Origin of the sequence: Gordonia humi, from assembly GCF_014197435.1 — a bacterium.
GTDB classification, from domain to species: Bacteria; Actinomycetota; Actinomycetes; order Mycobacteriales; family Mycobacteriaceae; genus Gordonia; species Gordonia humi.
Genome location: NZ_JACIFP010000001.1, coordinates 2,094,090 through 2,113,411, shown reverse-complemented (window position 1 = coordinate 2,113,411; position 19,322 = coordinate 2,094,090). Strand labels below are relative to the sequence as shown.

Annotated in this window: 18 protein-coding genes; 10 read left to right on the top strand and 8 right to left on the bottom strand. The window is 67.6% G+C overall.

The features are described 5' to 3' along the window. Window positions 1-46: 46 nt before the first annotated feature. The gene (locus BKA16_RS09655) at window positions 47-754 is read right to left on the bottom strand and encodes a lytic transglycosylase domain-containing protein (RefSeq protein WP_183370444.1); all 708 of its coding nucleotides are present in this window, start codon (window positions 752-754) and stop codon (window positions 47-49) included. 139 nt (window positions 755-893) lie between these two features. On the opposite strand from BKA16_RS09655, the gene BKA16_RS09650 reads away from it, so the two are divergent. The 8 genes from BKA16_RS09650 (at window position 894) to efeB (ending at window position 9,426) form a co-directional block, all read left to right on the top strand. Next, the gene (locus tag BKA16_RS09650; RefSeq protein WP_183370443.1) at window positions 894-1,487 is read left to right on the top strand and encodes a TetR family transcriptional regulator; all 594 of its coding nucleotides are present in this window, start codon (window positions 894-896) and stop codon (window positions 1,485-1,487) included. A gap of 97 nt (window positions 1,488-1,584) precedes the next feature. Next, a complete protein-coding gene (locus tag BKA16_RS09645; RefSeq protein WP_183370442.1) occupies window positions 1,585-2,811 on the top strand; it encodes an oxygenase MpaB family protein in 1,227 nt (408 codons plus the stop codon). Continuing rightward, window positions 2,808-3,941, top strand: coding sequence for an SRPBCC family protein (locus tag BKA16_RS09640; RefSeq protein WP_183370441.1), 1,134 nt, complete (start codon window positions 2,808-2,810; stop codon window positions 3,939-3,941). Before BKA16_RS09645 ends, BKA16_RS09640 begins: the two co-directional genes overlap by 4 nt. 58 nt (window positions 3,942-3,999) lie before the next feature. After that, complete coding sequence (locus BKA16_RS09635) at window positions 4,000-4,881, top strand: ABC transporter substrate-binding protein (protein WP_183370440.1); 882 nt, start codon at window positions 4,000-4,002, stop codon at window positions 4,879-4,881. Window positions 4,882-4,889: 8 nt separating this feature from the next. Next, window positions 4,890-5,840: an alpha/beta hydrolase family protein gene (locus BKA16_RS09630; RefSeq protein ID WP_183370439.1), complete on the top strand. Its 951-nt coding sequence runs from the start codon at window positions 4,890-4,892 to the stop codon at window positions 5,838-5,840. A gap of 132 nt (window positions 5,841-5,972) precedes the next feature. Beyond that, the gene (gene efeU, locus BKA16_RS09625; protein ID WP_183372990.1) at window positions 5,973-6,866 is read left to right on the top strand and encodes an iron uptake transporter permease EfeU; all 894 of its coding nucleotides are present in this window, start codon (window positions 5,973-5,975) and stop codon (window positions 6,864-6,866) included. Window positions 6,867-6,904: 38 nt separating this feature from the next. Continuing rightward, window positions 6,905-8,128: an iron uptake system protein EfeO gene (gene efeO / locus BKA16_RS09620; protein WP_183370438.1), complete on the top strand. Its 1,224-nt coding sequence runs from the start codon at window positions 6,905-6,907 to the stop codon at window positions 8,126-8,128. Window positions 8,129-8,136: 8 nt separating this feature from the next. After that, a complete protein-coding gene (gene efeB, locus BKA16_RS09615) occupies window positions 8,137-9,426 on the top strand; it encodes an iron uptake transporter deferrochelatase/peroxidase subunit (protein ID WP_183370437.1) in 1,290 nt (429 codons plus the stop codon). 39 nt (window positions 9,427-9,465) lie between these two features. Here efeB and BKA16_RS09610 read toward each other — a convergent pair whose 3' ends face one another. From BKA16_RS09610 to BKA16_RS09590, 5 genes are all read right to left on the bottom strand, one after another. Continuing rightward, window positions 9,466-9,879, bottom strand: coding sequence for a pyridoxamine 5'-phosphate oxidase family protein (locus BKA16_RS09610; protein WP_183370436.1), 414 nt, complete (start codon window positions 9,877-9,879; stop codon window positions 9,466-9,468). 137 nt (window positions 9,880-10,016) lie between these two features. Further along, window positions 10,017-10,196 carry a hypothetical protein gene (locus BKA16_RS09605; protein WP_183370435.1) on the bottom strand — a complete coding sequence of 60 codons (180 nt, stop codon included), beginning with the start codon at window positions 10,194-10,196 and terminating at the stop codon, window positions 10,017-10,019. Between the two features lie 45 nt (window positions 10,197-10,241). Further along, on the bottom strand, window positions 10,242-10,511 hold the full coding sequence (locus tag BKA16_RS24285) for an HNH endonuclease (protein WP_382427886.1): 270 nt from the start codon (window positions 10,509-10,511) through the stop codon (window positions 10,242-10,244). 497 nt (window positions 10,512-11,008) lie between these two features. Beyond that, window positions 11,009-12,151 (bottom strand): nucleoside triphosphate pyrophosphohydrolase, encoded by a 1,143-nt coding sequence (locus tag BKA16_RS09595; RefSeq protein ID WP_183370433.1) that lies wholly within the window; start codon window positions 12,149-12,151, stop codon window positions 11,009-11,011. 165 nt (window positions 12,152-12,316) lie between these two features. Then, window positions 12,317-13,213 carry a LysR family transcriptional regulator gene (locus BKA16_RS09590; RefSeq protein ID WP_183370432.1) on the bottom strand — a complete coding sequence of 299 codons (897 nt, stop codon included), beginning with the start codon at window positions 13,211-13,213 and terminating at the stop codon, window positions 12,317-12,319. A 64-nt stretch (window positions 13,214-13,277) separates the two neighbouring features. Between BKA16_RS09590 and dapA the strand changes: the two genes are divergently transcribed. Beyond that, a complete protein-coding gene (gene dapA, locus BKA16_RS09585; RefSeq protein ID WP_246372195.1) occupies window positions 13,278-14,195 on the top strand; it encodes a 4-hydroxy-tetrahydrodipicolinate synthase in 918 nt (305 codons plus the stop codon). A gap of 30 nt (window positions 14,196-14,225) precedes the next feature. Here dapA and BKA16_RS24075 read toward each other — a convergent pair whose 3' ends face one another. Beyond that, window positions 14,226-15,098: a helix-turn-helix domain-containing protein gene (locus BKA16_RS24075; RefSeq protein WP_183370431.1), complete on the bottom strand. Its 873-nt coding sequence runs from the start codon at window positions 15,096-15,098 to the stop codon at window positions 14,226-14,228. Between the two features lie 74 nt (window positions 15,099-15,172). Between BKA16_RS24075 and BKA16_RS09575 the strand changes: the two genes are divergently transcribed. Beyond that, the gene (locus BKA16_RS09575; RefSeq protein ID WP_183370430.1) at window positions 15,173-15,736 is read left to right on the top strand and encodes a TIGR03086 family metal-binding protein; all 564 of its coding nucleotides are present in this window, start codon (window positions 15,173-15,175) and stop codon (window positions 15,734-15,736) included. 25 nt (window positions 15,737-15,761) lie between these two features. Here the strand turns inward: BKA16_RS09575 and mfd are convergent, their stop codons facing one another. Next, window positions 15,762-19,280, bottom strand: coding sequence for a transcription-repair coupling factor (gene mfd, locus BKA16_RS09570; protein WP_246372192.1), 3,519 nt, complete (start codon window positions 19,278-19,280; stop codon window positions 15,762-15,764). Window positions 19,281-19,322: the final 42 nt, after the last annotated feature.

The window sequence follows — 19,322 nt, the reverse complement described above, 5'->3', positions numbered from 1 at the left end:
CTTCGGTACGCCTACTAGGGTAATGGCTCGCCGCGGCGATGCCCCGTCAGTACCTGACGTTGACCGAGTACGCGTTGGCGTGGTTGCGCACCCGCAGGACGTAGTCCATCGAGTTGTTGTAGGTCAGGATCGCCTTCTCCCATCCTTCCGGCGTGGTCATGTCGCCGCCGGAGGACACGCACAGGTAGCGGGCTGCCGAGAGGGCGGCGTCGTCGATGTTGTCGGGGTCGGCCTTGCCGTCGCCGTTCGCGTCGACGCCGAAGCGCTTCCACGTCTCCGGGATGAACTGGAACGGACCGACGGCGCGGTCGTACTCCTTGTCACCGTCGAGTCTGCCGTTGTCGGTGTCGCGGATCTCCCAGTTGCCGTTGGTCCCATCGAGTTGCGGGCCTCGGATCACCGGTCGTACATCACCGTTGGCGGCGATCTCGGAACCGCGGTGGGTGCCGTGTTTGGTCTCCACACCTGCGATCCCGGCGATGGTCGTCCAGGCGATGCCGCACTCGGGGTGCTGCTGCCGCTGTATCTCGGCGGCGTTGCCGTACGCCTCGAGCGCGACCAGGTCGATGCCGGTGTCCTCCGAGATCGGCGTCGCCCACTCACGGAGGGTCTCCGCGGTACGACCGGGCGCATCGATGTCGACGAACGGCTGCTGGACTCCCGGTCCCGGCGGCAGACCGTCGGGGATCTCGGGTCCGTCCCACGGCATCTCGATGTTGCAGGCGGTCAGCGAGACGGCTGCCAGGCCCGCCATCACAGGCAGGGTGAGGCGGCGCAGAGTGGTAGCCGTCGACACAGCTGATCAGTCCTTCCGAAGCGGGAGCGACACCTACGGTGCCATATCGAGGACATAACTCCCGGCGACCCGCCGAGGTTCCCGTAGCGTCACCCCTGTGAGTCAGATCAATCGGCGACGAGGCCGCCCGCCCGGGCCCGGCGTCGACCACGACGTGCGTCGCGAGGAACTGCTCGACGCCGCCGAACGGGCGATCGCCCATACCGGCGCGGGAGCCTCGCTCGCGGACGTCGCCGCGCAGGCCGGGCTCACCAGGTCGGCGGTGTACGCGGCCTTCGCCGACCGCGACGCGGTGCTCGACGCGCTCGCCGCTCGGCACTCGGGTCGGATCGTGGACGGCATGCGCTCGCTCGCGGCGGGCGACGACGATCCCCGCGCCCAGACCCGCGCCGCCGTCGACCTCCTCGCGTCCTGGTTCGACGATCATCCCGATCTCGCTCCCGTCCTGGCGGCGCGGTGGCACACCGACGGGCGGTCGTTCGTCGAGACCACACTGACGCAGGTGCTGACCGCCGGATTCGCCGCACGCGACCTCGACCCGGCGCCCGCTCCCGTGTGGGCGCGCGCGATGGTCGGCGCCGTCGCCGCGAGCGTCGAGTGGTGGGCCGTCACGCGTGAGATAGGCCGCGACGAGCTCGTCGACCACGTGACCTCGCTGTTGTGGTCGGGACTGTCGGCGGCCAATCCCTAGCGCACCGCGCCGCACCACACCACACCACACCACACCACACCACACCACACCGAGACGATCCTTGACCTTCGTCTCACAAAAGAACACACTGTCTTTTATGGGGAACGTCACGGCGGAGCAAGCAGCAGCGATCACCGGCGCACGTAACTGGGAGACGGTCGCCGCGCAGCGGCCCGCGCGTGCCGCGAGCATGGCCGACGGCCTGATGAAGGGCGATCGCCTGGGCGACGCCGTCGTCGCGGAGTTCTTCGCCCGGCGCGGCGGCGCCGACGCCATGGAGTGGGGCGCGGTGATGGCCGCCCTCGACGATCCCGACTCCGTCACCGCGGCCACCCCCGCCCTGGCCGCCTTCCTCGAACATGTCCGCACTCCGCCGACCTGGTACGACCCGGCGCTCGCACACGCCGGGGCGACGGCCTGGTGGCGGTTCGGGTCACTGCAGTCGTCGACGCTCTACCAGTCGTTGATCTACGGCTATCAGGCTCGGGGGTTCACCCGGCCGCTCGCCGAGACCGGCCGACTCACCGAGGGGACCTGGGATCGCGTCCAGGCGACGGCCCGATGGGTCGCCCTGGCCACCGCTCCCGGTCACGCCGAACCCGGAGCGCCCGGGTGGGTGCAGACGCTGCGGATCCGCCTGGTCCACGCGATGGTCCGCTACCACCTGGTGCAGCGTCAGGGCTGGGACACCGCGCAGTGGGGAGTGCCGATCAATCAGACGTACAGCCAGTTCACGATCACCGCGGGCTTCCTGGCGCTGCCGTTGCGGGTCGGACACGACTTCGGGCTGCGGTACTCACACGCCGAGCGGGAGGCGATCACCCACATGTGGCGGTGGCTCGGATGGTTGATGGGCGTCGACGACGACCTGCTCCCCCGCAGTTTCGCCGACGCCGCCGAGATCGACGAGGTGGCCCGCGCATTCCGGATGGAGCCCGATCCGCACGCGCGGATCCTGGTCACCGCCCTGCTCGACGACGGCTACCGCACCGAGATCCCGTTACCGCTGCCTCCGCCGCTGGCGCAGGCGATCAACGGCGCCGTCCACAGCATGACCAGGCCACTGCTCCGGACCGTGTTCGCGAGCGTGTCGACCCGCTGGGTCGACGACGACGTCGCGGCCGCGCTGGGGCTGCGCGCCACGCCCCTGCACAACCTGGTCGTACTGGCTCGGCCGCTGGTCCGGTCCCGGGAGGTGTTGCGAGCGATGGGTGTGTTCGGCTCGGACAGTCGGATCGCCGAACGAGAGCTGCGGATGGTGACCACCCAATTGGGCATGGATCTGGCCGCACCCGACGCGGATCGGTACGGGAGAGTCGCATGACCGAGTTCCGACTGACCAGGGAACTGACGTGCTCGCCCGAGCGGGCGTGGACGATGCTCACCGATCCGATCCAGATGAACCGCTGGTCCACCGCGGCCATCGCGCTGCGTGCGCTCGGAGCCGGTGACCGCCCGGACGCCGTCGGTACGCTGCGGACGGTGACGCTTCCCGGTGGCCGGGTGCGGTTGAAGGAGGTCGTCGAACGCGTCGAGTTCGCCCGGAGCTTCTCCTACCGCGTGTACGACGGCGGTCCCGCACTGCTCGACCATTCGGGCACACAGGAGATCGTGCCGACGGCGTCCGGCTGCACGCTCACGTGGACGGTACGGATGCGGCTGGTGATCGGCCCGGCCACGCCGGTGATCGCGCGGACTGTGCGGCGCCAGGTGGCCGAGTCGCTGGATCTGCTCGCCGAGCTCACCCCGCCCGAGTCGGCCGTCGCGCCCGCAGCGACCCCTCGCACCATCCGTCTCCTGCCGCCGCTGCGCGAGGAGGCGTCGCGGATCTTGGACGGCCAGCGTGCGATCGCCGAGCGGCTCGCGGCGTCGAACGATCCGAAACAGTGGTTCGCGCGTGTGTACGCCTATGTCACCGAGGAGATGATCGCCGCGTGCGACCGCGGCGTGCTCGACCGTCCCGACTGGGTGCTCACGCTGATTCCGCGGTTCGACGCCTTCTACACACGCAACCTCGACGCCTACGAACGGGGCGAGGAGTGCGAGCCGATGTGGCAGCGGGCATGGTCGACGTGCGAGCGGCGGGACGAACGACGACCGCACCGTCCGGTGATGGCCGGGCTCATGTCCGGCGTCGCCGCACACATCGACGCCGATCTGCCGCGAGCGATCGCGCAGGTGCACCGGGACCGCTTCGCCGACTGTGATCTGCGCGAGTTCCTCCCGGACTACCTGCGCCTGGCGCCGGTGTTCACGGCGGCGTCCGACCGGCTTCTGGGCGATCTGCCCCGGTCGCACACGCCGTGGTGGACCGGTGTCGCCGCGCGGGTGCATCCGCAGGTGCGCGATGCCCTGATCGCGCGGAGGGGTTACGACGTCGCACGGCACAGGATGGCGGCGTTCGCCTCGGCCGTCGCCGATTCGTGTGACGGACGCGCTGCCGAACCGAGGTGATCCGTCCCGGTCCGGTTATGGTGGGAAACGAGACGAAACCGACCTGAAGGACTGGTGAATGCGGATCCGACTGCCCTCGGCGGTGATCGCAGTGTGTGCGGTGCTCGTTCTCGGGACCGCCGCCTGCTCGTCCGACGACGAGTCCGACTCGGCGTCGTCTGCGACGTCCATCCCGGTCGACGAGCTGAACGCGCATCTGCCGTCCACGATCCGCGACTCGCACACGTTGCGTGTGGTGACTCATACGCCGTTCGCACCGATGGAGTTCTGGCGCGACGGCCGACTGGTCGGGTTCGATGTCGACGTGATGACTCGGGTCGCGAAACTGCTGGGCGTGGGAGTCGACCTCCGCGACGTCTCGTTCCCGGATCTGCTGCCGTCGGTCGTCGGCGGGTCCTCCGATGTGGCCGTGGCGGGATTGTCGGACACCGCCGCGCGCGAGGAGCAGGTCGACATGGTCACCTACCTGCGCGCGGGCACCCTGTGGGCGAGGAAGACGGGTGCCGACATCGGACCGCACGATGCGTGCGGGCGCCGCGTCGGCGCTCAGACCGGGACCGTCCAGTTGACGGTGGAGCTGCCGGCCAAGAGCCAGGCGTGCGAGACGACCGGCGAGAAGCCGCTGGAGATCGTCGGTTTCGCTTCCGAGATCGAGGCGATCGACGCGCTCAAGCGCGGCGACGTCGACGCGGTGTCGGCGGACTCGCCGGTCAGCGCCTACGCGGTCGAGACCTCGCACGGCGAGCTGGAGACCACCGGCGGAGCCTTCGACACCCGCCCGTACGGGTTCGCCGTCTCGCAGAGGTCCGAGCTCGGTCCAGTCCTGCGGGAGGCGGTGCAACATCTGATCGACTCCGGTGAGCTCAAGGAGATCGCCGGGCGCTGGGGACTCGAACGCGGTGTGATCAACAAGTCCGTCGTCAACTCGGCGATCAAGTGAGGACGACGATGCGCCAGATCCTCGCCGCGGTCACAGCCACCGCCCTGCTCCTGACCGCCTCGTGTTCATCCGGTTCGGACGACGACGCCGCGGTCGCCGCGGATCCGGGCAAGGCGGCCGCCGACTTCGACAAGGTCAAGGCCTCGACGAACGTCGATGCGACCCGCTACCTGTACCCGACCACCACCGGCGGCCGCGACGACGATCAGAACTGGGGCGACCTGTTCCTGCCGCCGGGCGAGCACGAGGAGGACTCGGTTCCGCTGGTGATCTTGATCCACGGCGGCGCGTGGAAGTCGGAGATCGGAGCGGACGTGTTCGTGACGTTCGCGCGCCGGCTGGCCGAACGGGGCCTCGCCGTCTACAACGTCGAGTACCGGCGCGTCGGCGCGGGCGGCGGGTGGCCGACGACGTTCGCCGACGTCGCCGCGGCCATCGACTTCATTCCCAAGGTCGACGCCGCCAATCCCGAGATCGACACCGACAACGTCGTCGTCGCCGGGCATTCCGCGGGCGGACAGCTCGCGATGTGGGTGGGCACCCGCCACAAGCTCGACGACGACGAGGTCGGCTCGCATCCCGCGATCCGGCCGAACCATGTGATCTCGTTGGCCGGGCCGTTGGACATGCGCGAAGCCGTCGAGCGCGGCGACGACAACATCGTCGGCGTGCTGGGTGGGACGCCGACGAAGTATCCGCAACGCTACGAGCAGGTCGATCCGATCCAGAACATCGATCCCGAGATCCCGACTGTCGCGATGAACGGCGACAAGGACAGGATCGTCCCCGCAGTCCTGGGCGAGAACTACGTGCGCGCGGCGAAGAAGGCCGGTGCACCGTCGACGTTCGTCATGGTCCCCGGCGGAACGCACACGTCCATCGTCGACAGTCGGAGCGACCAGTTCATCGGCGTACTCGAGATCATCAGCCGCGCCGCGTACAGCGACAGACGCGCCTGACCACCTCCGAGACCCCGCGTAGGCCGATAGACCTATTTCCAGCGGAGGCAGGCATCGGTTATTGTGAGCCGTTGCCTGTTAAGGCATCCCTTGCCTACATGAACTTAGCCTCACGAAAGCCGCAATCTCTTGATATCGACCATCACCGCAGAGGGTGCTCCGTCCATCGCCACCCAGATGTTCGGGAGCGGGCTCATCGGTGTGCGCGAGGGTCTCGAGACCGGGATCGTCGTGATGATCTTGATCGCGTTCGCGGTCAAGTCCGGTCGTCGCGACGCCGTCAAATGGATCTGGCTGGGCGTGCTCGCCGCCGTGGTGATGATGGTGGGCACGTTCCTCATCATCCAGTTCGGCACGTCGACGATGTCGTCGTTGGCGGCCGAGTTGATCGCGGGTATCGCGTCGCTGGTCGCCGTGGTGATCGTGACGTTCATGGTGTTGTGGATGCGGAAGGCCTCGGCGAGCATCTCCGGCGAGCTCAAGTCGGGTCTGACCACTGCGATGAGCGCGGGCGGGGCCGCGGTCACCGGGTTGGCGTTCCTGGCGGTCGGACGTGAGGGTTTCGAGACGGCGCTGCTGATGGTCGGTTACGCCGAGAGCAGTTCCAATGGTCCGTGGCCTCTGCTCGGACTGCTCGCAGGCATCGTCGTCGCCATCGGTCTCACGTTCCTGCTGTACAAGGGTGCGATCAAGATCAACTTCAACCGGTTCTTCTTCTACACCGGACTGTTCCTGATCGTCGTAGCCGCCGGTATCGCGTCGTACGGCGTGCGGGCGTTGCAGGTGTACGGCTGGCTGCCGGGTCTGCACGACATCGCCTTCGACATCACTTCGTGGTACGACCAGAGCGCTTGGTACGGCGAAGTGCTGCAGGGAATCTTCAACTTCCGGCCGGAGCCGACGGTGCTGCAGGTGTCGGTGTGGGCCGGCTACATCGTGATCGTCGGCACCGCATTCGTTCTACGCGGGACCAAGCCCAAATCGGCCGCATCCACGCCGTCGGCCTCTGCGCCCGCCGCTTCGTGATCTTCTCTCCGAAGTTCTCATCCCCGAAAGGAACCCTCATGGCCCCCTTGTCTCTGCTTCGCGGTCTTCGCACCGCGACGATCATCGGTCTGGCGGCTGCCACACCGATCGCGCTCGCCGCGTGTGAATCGAAGTCCGACGGCGAGGGCGCCATCAAGGTGACCTCGTCGAACGACGCCTGCGATCTGGACTCCACCGATCTGCAGACCGGGCAGGTCGATTTCGCCGTCACCAACTCGGGGTCGAAAGTCACCGAATTCTACGTGTACGGCAACAACAATCGAGTCCTCGGCGAGGTCGAGAACATCGGTCCCGGCCTCACCGGAAAGCTGGGCGTGGAGATCGTCGAGCCGGGTACGTACACCGTCGCCTGCAAGCCGGGCATGGTCGGCCAGGGCATCCGCAAGGAGGTCAAGGTGACCGGCGAGAAGAAGGAGAAGAGCGAGGCTCCGGCCGACGTCGAGGCCGCGAAGGCGCGCTACCTCGACTACGTGCGCGGCCAGGTGGACGGTCTCGTCGCTCAGTTGGAGACGTTCACCGGCGCCGTGAAGTCGGGTGACCTCGATGCCGCACGCGGCCAGTTCGGTCAGGTCCGCACCTTCTACGAGCGGATCGAGCCGGTCGCCGAGAGCTTCCCGGATCTGGATCCGAAGATCGACATGCGGTGGGACGACACCGAGGACGGCAAGGTCGAGTTCACCGGCTTCCACCGCATCGAACGCTTCCTGTGGCCGCCGAAGGCCGACGAGATCGGCGATGCTCCCGGACAGGTCTCGCCGGCCGATGCCGCGCAGGCCAAGACCGCGGACACGAAGGAAGCGATCGCGAAGATCGCCGACGGACTGCTCACCGATGCGAAGACACTGCAGACCGAGGTCAACAAGCCCGACTTCGAGTTCGAGACCCAGTCGTTCGTGCAGGGTCCGCAGGCTCTGGTCGACGAGATCGCTGCGACCAAGGTCGGCGGCGAAGAGGATCGCTACAGTCACACCGACCTGTTCGATTTCGCCGCCAACATCGATGGCGCCGAGACCCTCATCGCCGAGATGCAGCCGATGATCTCCAAGGCCAGCCCGGAACTGATGGACAAGATCACCGCTCAGTTCGAGGCCGTGCGCACGGGCATCGACGCCCTGCGTGAGGGCGACGGTTACAAGTCGTACGACCAGGTCGACGAGGCGACACGAAAGAGCCTGTCGGACAAGATCGATGCACTGTCGGCGAGCCTGTCGCAGGTTCCCGGGATCGTTCTGAACAAGTAAGCGGGTACATGAGCGAGGAGAGTTCCACGTCGTTCTCGCGCCGCGCCGTCCTCGGGGCGGCCGGTGCGGGACTCGTCGTCGGCGGCGCCGCCGGTGTCACCGGCGGCTACTTCGCCGGGTCGTCGTCCGACGACGGCTCCGGCGATCAGACTGTCGCGTTCCGCGGCGATCACCAGGCCGGGATCACCACCGAAGCGCAGGACAGGCTGCATTTCGCGGCGTTCGACGTCGTCACCGACTCGCGTGACGAACTGGTCGACATGCTCAAGAAGTGGACCGATGCCGCGGATCGGATGACCCGCGGTCTCGAGACCGTCGACGACGGCGCTCTGGGTCTGGGCGACTACACGCCGCCCGCCGACACCGGTGAAGCACTGGGACTCTCCCCCGCTCATCTCACCCTGACCATCGGCTTCGGTCCGGGCCTGTTCGGACCGAGCGCATCGGACCCGAACCGGAAGGACCGTTTCGGCATCGCCGCACGCAAGCCCGCGGCGCTGGCCGATCTGCCGATGTTCGCACAGGAGAAGATCGAACCGGGCCGCTCGTACGGGGACATCTGCATTCAGGCATGCGCGGACGATCCGCAGGTCGCCGTGCATGCGATCCGCAACCTGGCGCGTATCGGCGTCGGCGTCGTGTCGGTCCGCTGGTCGCAGCTGGGATTCGGCCGGACGTCGTCGACCACGCGCGGCCAGGACACCCCCCGCAACATGTTCGGATTCAAAGACGGCACGGCCAACATCCGCGCCGAGGACACCGGTGTGCTCGACGAGCACGTCTGGGTCGCCGAGGGCGACAATCCGCCTGCCGCGCAGTGGATGACCGGCGGCACGTACCTGGTGGCCCGCCGTATTCGGATGGACATCGAGCCGTGGGACCGCCAGAACTTGAAGGAGCAGGAGACTGTCATCGGTCGCACCAAGGGTGAGGGCGCGCCGATCGGCAAGGAGTCGGAGTTCGACGAGCCCGATTTCAATATGACGACGTACGGCGCCCCGATGATCGCCCGCACCGCGCATGTCCGCCTGGCTCATCCGGACCAGAACAACGGCGTCCAGATCCTGCGACGCGGCTACAACTTCACCGACGGCTCCGACGGCTTCGGACACCTCGACGCCGGCCTGTTCTTCATCGCGTTCAACCGCGACAGCTTCAAGCAGTTCGTCCCGATGCAGCAGACCCTCTCCCGCAAGGACGCGCTGACCGAGTACCTGATCCCCAACGGTTCCGCGATCTTCGCCGTCCCCCCGGGTGTGAAGGACGGCGAATGGTGGGGTCAGCGACTGTTCGCCTGACCCGGCTCTCCGCTGGTCGAGACCACGCCACACCGAACCTCACTCGGTGAACACGAACGACCTCACCTTCTCGGTCGCGAGCGTCACCAGCATCGCACCGTCAGCCGACCAGCCCGCCATGAACGCGGTGCCACTCTCGTCGCCGAGGTAGCGCTTCGCCATGCGTTCGGTCACCGACCTGTCGGGATCGCCGAAGGTCACCGATCCCTCCACACTCACGTATTCGTACGGCGGCTCCTCGCGTTGAACAGTGAACGTCGCCCGGCCGGCACGACGGAGCAGTTTTCCCTTCAGCGAGTCGACGCCCATTCCGATGACGACGTTGCCTGCATCGTCGACGTCGTACCAGATCGGCACCGCGAGGGGCGGATTCGACTTCCTTTCGATCGCGAGGACTCCCACGTGAAGTCCTCGGAGGAACTCGTCGGCTTGGGCTGAGGTCAATTCCGGCATCGCACACCTCTTCAATCGTTCGGACGACACTGATCATCGTCGCGCAATAGCGAGAAGACCGCAGCACGTCGCGACGACTCGGAGCACAGATCGACGAATGCCGAACCTACGCGGTCCGCCTAGCGTTCCGCGGAACGCTAGGCCGCCGCAGCGGTCCCCTCTATCTCCGCGCTCTCGGTCAGCGCTGCCTTCCACTCCCACGCCGCGTACAACACTTCGGTCGCGTATCCGAGGTCGAGCCGATCGCCGTTGGTCTGCGTCACCGCATACGGATCGACGTGCCGGTCGTCGTCCCACCCCTGCGACCACAGACGCACATAGTGAATGTGCAGATGCCGGGTCCGGTCGCAGCCGGGTGCCAGTTACGACCGGGACAAGACTGCGCCGCTTTGACTGGCCGCATCGATCGCTTCCATGAGTTCTTTCGGCGTCTTCCACGGTCGTCGCCGGTGGATCATCGCATGGCAGTTCGCGCAGAGGACAATCAGGTCTTCGGTCGTGTTAAGAACCTCGTTCGTGACGTGCAGCGGCACTATGTGATGGATATGGGCGTATCCCGCGCCGAGGCCGCCGTACTTCTCGTGAAAGTCGAATCCACACGTTTCGCAGGCGAGGCGGCCGCGTTCGCGCATCGCTTCGTCAATTTTCCGTTGCCGAAGCTTTGGATCGCGTTCGCGAAACGTCGCGATTCGACGCTTAACAGCTCCTTCAACGGCGGATGCCGAACCATGTTCGGCAACCTCGTCAAGGTCGATGGCAGCGTCTTCCCCAACGTCGGCGTCGACCGATAACATCGACGGGTCACTTCGAAACCGTTCCGCCAGTGTCCGCATGAGAGTCGGATTCTGCGCGTACGCCTCCACAACGGCGACAGTGACACGTCCGCCTCGTGTTTTCACGCCGCCGTAGGTCGGGTGAGCGGTTCGTAAGTCCTCCAATTTGCGCTGCAACGACGCCGGACTCCGGAATCTCTCGTTCACGGCATAAGCGGGGTTGACAGACCGCAAGAGTTCAGAGAGTTCAACCACACGACGATCCTGCTGCCGAATCGTCCCTGACCAGCCTCCCGCGTCCTGAAGCGCACCGGCGACCACAATCTCCGGCCACGTCCAATCAGGCTGTCTGCCGCTCACTCCCCCTCCGCACTCCACTTCTCCACCACGACCATCCCCGGAACGCTCTTCCTGACCTTGACGCCCTTGACCCGCTTCTTCGACTTCTTCCCGGAGGCGATCGGGTCGGCGTCGACGGCGACGTCCTCGTACTCGGCCTCGTCATCGGAATCGTCGACGTCGTCCGACACCCACTCGTCGTCGACGGTGTCCTCGCCTGCGTCGACGTCTTCGTCGACCGCATCGTCGTCGTAATCCATGCCGAGATACTTGCGCCAGGTGTTCTCATCGGTCGGCCAGACACCGTCTGCGCGTGCGGCCGATTCCGCGGCGCGGACCTGATCCATCAAAGCCATCGCGCGAGTGCGGACATCGTCCTCGACGCTGACCGTCGCATGCTTTCGGAACGGAACCGACACCGAGTACAGCGACGGACTGAGCGCGGCGATCGGGAAATCGGCACCGGCCAGTCGCTCGAAGATCTTCTGCGTCAGCGCGAGTGCGGGCTGCGTGGTGACGATGCCGTCGAGCACGCTCCCCCGCTGCGCTTCGCGTTCGGCGGCTTTGGCAGCCTCCCACTCGTTGATCTGCCGCTCCAGGTCAGCATGCTCGCCACCGAGGACGCCGGGCGTCCGGTACGACACCTTGTCGACGAAACTCTGTGCCACGTCGTCGATGTCGAACCCGTCGAGCGCATCCGCCGCGATCCGCGAATGGAACAAGACCTGCAACAGCAGGTCTCCGAGTTCGGACTTCAGATCGTCCTTGGTGCCGTGGTCAATCGCGTCGAGCAGTTCGTAGACCTCTTCCAGGAGATAGCGGCGCAGCGAATCGTGCGTCTGCCGCTGCTCCCACGGCCCCATGCGACGCAGACGGTCCATCAGATCGACGGCGTGAAGAATCTGAGCGCCGCGGACCGGGTCGCCCTGGACCACGCGTTCACCGGCGTCGAGGCGCGCACGCACCGCGGGATGCCGAGTGTCGGACGTGACGAGTACGTCCAGGTGCTGCTCGTCCCCGCCCACAAGAACGTAATCGGGCAACTGCCACAACAGATTCGGGTGAACCTCTTCGGTCACGGCGACCGTCGACGCCAGCAGTCCCACCGCCCCCGCGGGCACCATGTCGGGCCGAGACGGATCAAGCAGGACAACGGTCATCGGAACTCCTCCCCGGAGTGAACGGCTTTCAGAAGAACCTTAGTCGGTTATGCGCGTGATGAAAGGGGTTGGCCTGGACAACTTCCCGAGCATCGCGCAGGAACTCGGTCCTCGACCTGTCGGCGGCGCGCCCAGAACGTCTCAGGCCACGAGCGCGCCCGGAGGCTACTCCGCCTCCCGCAGCGCACTCACGACCGCACGCAGAGCCGGATCCTCCTCACCGCTGCGTCGCCACACCGCGTGCACTTCGCGACGCGGCGCCTGGCGCAGCGGGAGCAGTTCCACACCGTCGGGCGGGACGGGCCGCGCCAGCCGCGGAATCAGTGCGACAACGCCTCCCGAGGCGACCAACGCCATCTGCGTGCTGAAGTCGTCGACCGAGTGCAACACGTCGGGTTCGGCGTCGCCGCCGGCGAACATCCGCTGAAACCACTGATGGCACACGGTTCCCGATGGGCTGGTGACCCAACGGCATCCGGCGAGATCGCGTAGCCGGACGGGGCCGTCGACAGCGGCGAGACGATGACCGGACGGGACGGCGAGGTCACCGACGTCCGTGTGCAGCAGTGACGCGTGGACTCCCGGAGACACCGGAGTCGGGACCCCGTCGGCGTCGTGCACCAGCGCGAGCTCCGCGCCGCCGGACTCCACCGCGTACACCGCGGGCACCGGGTCGGCCTCGGTCACCTCGACGCGGAGATCCGGATATCGCACCGCGAGACCGGCCAGCGCGGGCGCGACGATCCCGCGCACCGCCGTCGAGAACGCCACGATGCGGAACCGGCCGCGCGGTTCGCCCGCATCGGCCGACCGTGCCGCCGACATCGACAGCTCCAATGCCTCGACCACGCCTGGGGTAGCCTCGACCATCGCCCGACCGGCCGCGGTGAGAACGACCCGTCGCCCGGCCGGCGAGATCAACTGCACGCCGACCTCGGCCTCGAGCCGTTTGATCTTCTGTGAGATCGCCGACGCCGTGAACCCCAGTTCGTCGGCGACGCGGCCCATCGTCCCCAGATCGGCGAGCGCACGGAGCGCCTGCAGCGCCGATACATCGATCATGAAGCAATCGTAAACAATGTGACATAGAACTGCTCGCTTGTCGTTGACGGTGATCGCCGTGAGAATGGTTCCCATGATGCTCGCGCCCGCCCACGCCTTCGGCACCAATCTCATCGCCGTTCCGACCCCGATGAAGCCCGACTACTCCGTCGACGAGTCGAGCTTCAAATCGATGGTCAAGTATGTGGTCAAGAACAAGTGCGACGGTATCGTCGTCGCGGGTACGACCGGCGAGTCGCCGACCCTGTCCGAGGACGAGCTCGACACGGTCATCCGTCTGGCCGTCGACAAGGCGAAGGGCCGCGCACGGATCATCGTCGGCGTCGGCACCAACGACACCGTCTCCACCATCCGCCGCGCCCGCCTGGCCGAGGCCGCCGGGGCCGACGCGCTCCTCGTCGTCACCCCGTACTATTCGCGGCCGTCGCAGATCGGCGTCGCGAACCACTTCCGCGCCGTCGCCGACGCCACCGGCCTGCCCGTCATGCTGTATGACGTGCCCCACCGCACCGGGCTGCCGATCGCGACGGCGACGCTGATCGACCTCGCTCAGCACCCGAAGATCCTCGCGGTCAAGGACGCGACCGGCGACATCGCCCAGGCGATGGCGGTGATGGCCGAATGTCCGATGGCCTTCTACTGCGGCAGCGACGGACTCAACCTGCCCTACCTCGCGGCCGGGGCGACAGGTGTCGTCAGCGTCGTCGGAGCCGTCCGCTCCGCCGAGAACGCCTCGCTCATCAAGGCCGTCGCCAAGAACGATCTGCCGACCGCCCGCGAGATCAACCGCGACCTCATCCCGTCGGCCACCGCCCTGAACTCGATCGCCACCGGCGGCGCCGTCGCCGCGAAGGTCGCCCTGCACCGGCTCGGCGTGATCGACCATCCGACGGTCCGCCCGCCGCTCACCGAGGCGACACCGGACGAGGTCGCGCAGATCGTCGCGGCGCTGTCGGTGCATGCGGAGGCGCAGTCGGCCTGAGACCGTCGCCCGGGGGCCTCGGCCCAGAGGTCACTCTGACCGGTTCGCCGCCGCGTACGCACCCGGCGACATCCCGATCGTCGCGGTGAAATCCCTGGTCAGATGCGCTTGATCGGCGTATTCGAGGTCGACGGCGAGCTGCGCCCAGTCGGGCGTCCGCCCGTCGCGCACCCGATCGGCGGCGTCGATCAACCGATGCCGCCGAATGACCCAGGTCGGCGAGACACCCGCGCATGAGGTGTACATCCGCTGCAGCGTCCTCGCCGTGACTCCGCCGAGCCGGGCGAGCTGTCCGACAGTGGTGACACTCCGATTCCGTTCGATCTCGGCGCTGAGCGCGGCGACCTCGCGCGCACGCTCGATTCTCGACCGCGGCCGAGAATCGAGCAGGCGCACGAGTGCCTCTCCGATCGGAACCGTCCGCTCCGCTCCGAACGGGCGGTCGGCGACCTCGACGGCCAGCCCCGGATCGACGTCGAACACGTCGGTGAGGTCGAGGTGCGTGTCGTTGACCGCGTGCACATCGTCGAGCCACGCGCCGAATCCGCCGGTCGTCGAGCGCGCGGCGACGTTCCACCCGCTTCCGCTCAGCGTCCGCACCGTGACCTCTGTCGTGACGCCGTTGAACATCGCCGCCAGCGGATACGGACCCGGTGGAGGATCCTCGCCGGGCGGTGGCGCGGTCCCGACGCTGATGTTCACCGCGGGCGGTGCGAGGACCGACTGCCGATGATCCTGCCCGTCGGGCAGACTCCACCGCACCGACCAGAACCATTCGACGAGGCCGTCGAGCTCATCGGGCACCGCGTAGCGGTCGAAGTCGACGACGGCGAACATCCGCGCCGGTTGGAGGATGCCGCGCGTATGACCGTCGAAGGTCGTGGAGTGATCATCGGCGGCCACGAGCAGAGCCTAGCGCGATCATCTGTCGCGAATCTTCAAGAATCCTCCCGGCCCCGGTTCGTAGCGTCGACCGCATGGACATCTCGACAGCACTTCCCCGCACCCTCGACCAGCTCGCCGACCTCCTCGACCGGGCCGCCGACACTCCGGGAACGGCACCGACTCCGTGTACCGAGTTCGACGTGGACGCTCTGCGCGCACACGTCGTCGGCTGGCTCACCGCGTTCACCGACGGCTATACGGCCGACGATCACACGTGCAGCGATCCCGACTCGATCACGGTGGAGGGCAGCGGCGCCGACCAGGTCCGCGACGCCGCTCGCCGTCTGCGCGCCGCGCTGCCCGACGCCCTCGCCCATCCGCTGAACATCGGCGAGGCAGGCATGCCCGGCGACATGGCGGCGTCGATGATCCTGTGGGAGTACCAGGTCCACGGCTGGGATCTCGCCCAGGCCGCCGGCGCGGACTGGAATCCGGACGACGAGGCCCTCGAAGCATCGCTGGCGTTCGCACCGGGCATGCTAACGCCCGATTTCCAGGGTGAGGGAAAGACGTTCGGACCGGCGGTTCCGATCGCCGACTCGGCGCCGCCGATGGAACGGCTGGTGGCTTTGTCCGGACGACGACCGGTGCGGTGACCGGACGGGTCCGGTGACGGGGCGTTCACTCCTCCAGCGGCGCGATGGACTGCAGGAGGCCGACCACGTAGTCGATCAGTTCGGTGTCGCGCAGGCGAGGTGAACCGACGCCGCCGGTGCGGGGGATCGGCAGGGTCACCGTGTGCGTCGTCGCGCGGTACTGGGCCGACGAGAACAGGCGTTTGAGCCGGATCTGCTGGCTGTCGAACAGGACCATCGGCGACACCTTCACCGACTGACCGGCCAGACCCACCTCGGTCACGCCGCGCTCACGGCATCGCAGTCGAAGCCGCGCGATCGCGGCCAACCGCATCGTCTCCTCCGGCGGCGGACCGTACCGGTCGGTGAGTTCGGCGAGCACCTCGTCGACGTCGGAGTCGCTGGAGGCGGACGCGAGCTTGCGGTAGGCCTCCAGTCGGAGACGGTCGGCTTCGACGTACTCGGTCGGAATGTGCGCGTCGACCGGCAGATCGATCCGCACCTCCGTCGACTCCTGCGTCTCGACGGTCTGACCGTCGGCGGCCGCGCGATAGGCTTCGACGGCTTCGCCGACGAGGCGCACGTACAGGTCGAATCCCACCCCGGCCACGTGACCGGACTGCTGCGCGCCCAGCACGTTGCCCGCACCGCGCAGTTCCAAGTCCTTCAGGGCGACGGCCATGCCCGCACCCAGCTCATTGTTCTGCGCGATGGTCGCGAGACGGTCGTAAGCGGTCTCGGTCAGCGGCTTCTCCCCGCTGTACAGCAGGTACGCGTACCCGCGCTCCCGCGATCGTCCGACACGCCCGCGCAACTGGTGCAGCTGCGACAGACCGAAGTTCTCGGCGCCGTCGATGATCAGCGTGTTGGCGTTCGAGATGTCCAGACCGGTCTCGATGATCGTCGTGCAGACCAACACGTCGTACTCGCGGTTCCAGAAGGCGTCGACGGTCCGTTCGAGCTGGTCCTCCCCCATCTGGCCGTGCGCGACGACGACCCGCGCCTCCGGCACCATCGCCGCGATCTCCTGTGCCTTCTTGTCGATCGTCGACACGCGATTGTGCACGAAGAACACCTGACCGTCGCGCAGCAGTTCGCGACGGATGGCGGCGCCGACCTGCTTCGGCGAATACGCGCCGACATAGGTCAGGACAGGATGCCGTTCCTCCGGCGGTGTGAGGATCGTCGACATCTCACGGATGCCGGCCATCGACATCTCGAGGGTTCGTGGAATCGGCGTGGCCGACATGGTCAGTACGTCGACGTGGGTCCGCAGCGACTTGATGTGCTCCTTGTGCTCGACGCCGAAACGCTGCTCCTCGTCGACGATCACCAGGCCGAGGTCCTTCCAGCGGACCCCGGTCTGCAGCAGGCGGTGTGTTCCGATGACGATGTCCACCTCGCCGTCGGCCATCTGCGCGAGGATCTCCTTCGACTCCGCCGCATCGGTGAACCGACTCAGCCCGCGCACGGTGACCGGGAAGCCGGCCATGCGCTCGGTGAACGTCTGCAGGTGCTGCCCTGCGAGGATGGTCGTCGGCACGAGCACCGCGACCTGCTTGCCGTCCTGCACGGCTTTGAACGCCGCACGCACCGCGATCTCGGTCTTGCCGTAGCCGACGTCGCCCACCACGACGCGGTCCATCGGCACCGGCCGCTCCATATCGGCTTTGACCTCGGAGATCACCGTCATCTGGTCGACGGTCTCGGTGTAGTCGAACGCGTCTTCCATCTCACGCTGCCACGGGGTGTCCGAGCTGAACGCGAATCCCGGCGCGGCATGGCGCGCCGCATAGAGCTGGACCAGCTCTCCGGCGATCTCGCGGACCGCCTTGCGCGCCTTCTTCTTCGTGTTGGCCCAGTCGGATCCGCCGAGCTTCGAGAGCGACGGCTGCTCGCCGCCGACGTAGCGGGACAGCTGATCGAGGGCCTCCATCGGGACGAACAGTCGGTCGCCCGGCTGACCGCGCTTGCCGGGCGCGTACTCGATCACCAGGTACTCGCGGCGAGCACCCGACACGGTCCGCTCGATCATCTCCACGAATCTGCCGATGCCGTGCTGATCGTGGACCACCATGTCGCCGGCGGTCAGCGCCAATGGATCCACCTGGTTGCGACGTTTGGCCGGCAGCCTGCGACCGTCCTTGACTCCGGTCACCCGCGCACCGGTGATGTCGGCTTCGGTAGCGACGACGAGGCCGGCGCTCGCCAGCGTGACGCCGCGCCGCAGTGTGCCGTGATAGACGGCGACGGCGTCGGCGGGCGGCTCGGCGCCGTCGTCCATGAACCGGGCGGGCACCTCGGCCTCGCCGAGGCGCTCGACGAACCGAGTCGCGGTACCGCGGCCGGCCGCGACGATCGCCGCGCGCGAACCCGATGCCAGCTGCGCGCGCAGCGACGCCATCAGCCCCATGAGCTCCCGTTCGTCGCCGTGCGGCGCGGGTCCGGGTTCCACATCCAAGACCAGTTCGTCACCGATGCCGGTCGCGAGCGGGCTCAACGTCCACCACGGATGCCCCGCGGCGACGGTCAGTGATTCGACCTCGTCCACCGGCCGGTACGCACTCGCCGTCAGATCGACGGCGCGCGCGTCGACCGGCGCGTCCGCCCCGAGCGCCGCCGCGTTCCACGACGCTTCGAGGAACTCCTCCCCCGTACGGGCGAGGTCGACGGCCCGTGTGCGGACCTTCTCCGGGTCGAGGATCAGCACCCGCACGCCGTCCGGCATCACTTCGGTGAGCAACTGCATCTCACCGTCGACCAGGGCCGGGATCAGCGCCTCCATGCCCTCGACGGGGATGCCCTCCGCCAACTTGGTCAGCATCTCGCGCAGCGACTCGTCTGATGTCGATTCGGCGAGCTCGGCAGCCCGATCCCGGACCTGCGCCGTCAGGACGAGTTCGCGACACGGGTGCACCTGGACACGGGAGCAGTCCACCTCGGGTTGGGTCCGCTGGTCGGCGACGGAGAACGCCCGCATGTCGGTGATCTCGTCGCCCCAGAACTCGACGCGCACCGGATAGTCGGCGGTGGTCGGGAACACGTCGAGGATGCCGCCGCGGACGGCGAACTCGCCGCGTCGCCCCACCATGTCGACACGCTCGTACGCCATCTCCACGAGGTGCTCGATCAGGCCGTCGAAGTCGAACTCGACGCCTTCGGCAAGGGTCAGCGTGCGCAGTTCACCCAGACCCGGCGCCATCGGTTGGACGAGCGACCGGACCGTTGTGACGACGACCGACAGCGGTTCGGATCCCGGATCGGCGAGGCGATGCAGAACGGCCAGGCGCGCGCCGACGGTGTCGGCGGACGGCGACAGCCGCTCGTGCGGGAGAGTCTCCCACGACGGGAACTGGGCGACGGACTCGCCGCGCGGCAGCAGTTCGGCCAGCTCCGCGGTCAGATCGTCGGCCTCACGACCGTTGGCCGTCACCACCAGGACGGGTGCCTCGTCGACGTCGGCGAGGGCCGCGACGAGGAACGGTCTGATCGCGTCGGGTGCGGTGATCTCGAGGCGGGACCGGCCGACCCGCTCCCTGATCGAGGCGAATGCGTCGTCGCGCAACGCGAACGCGGTCAAGCCGGACAGAGTGGTCCCCGGGACATC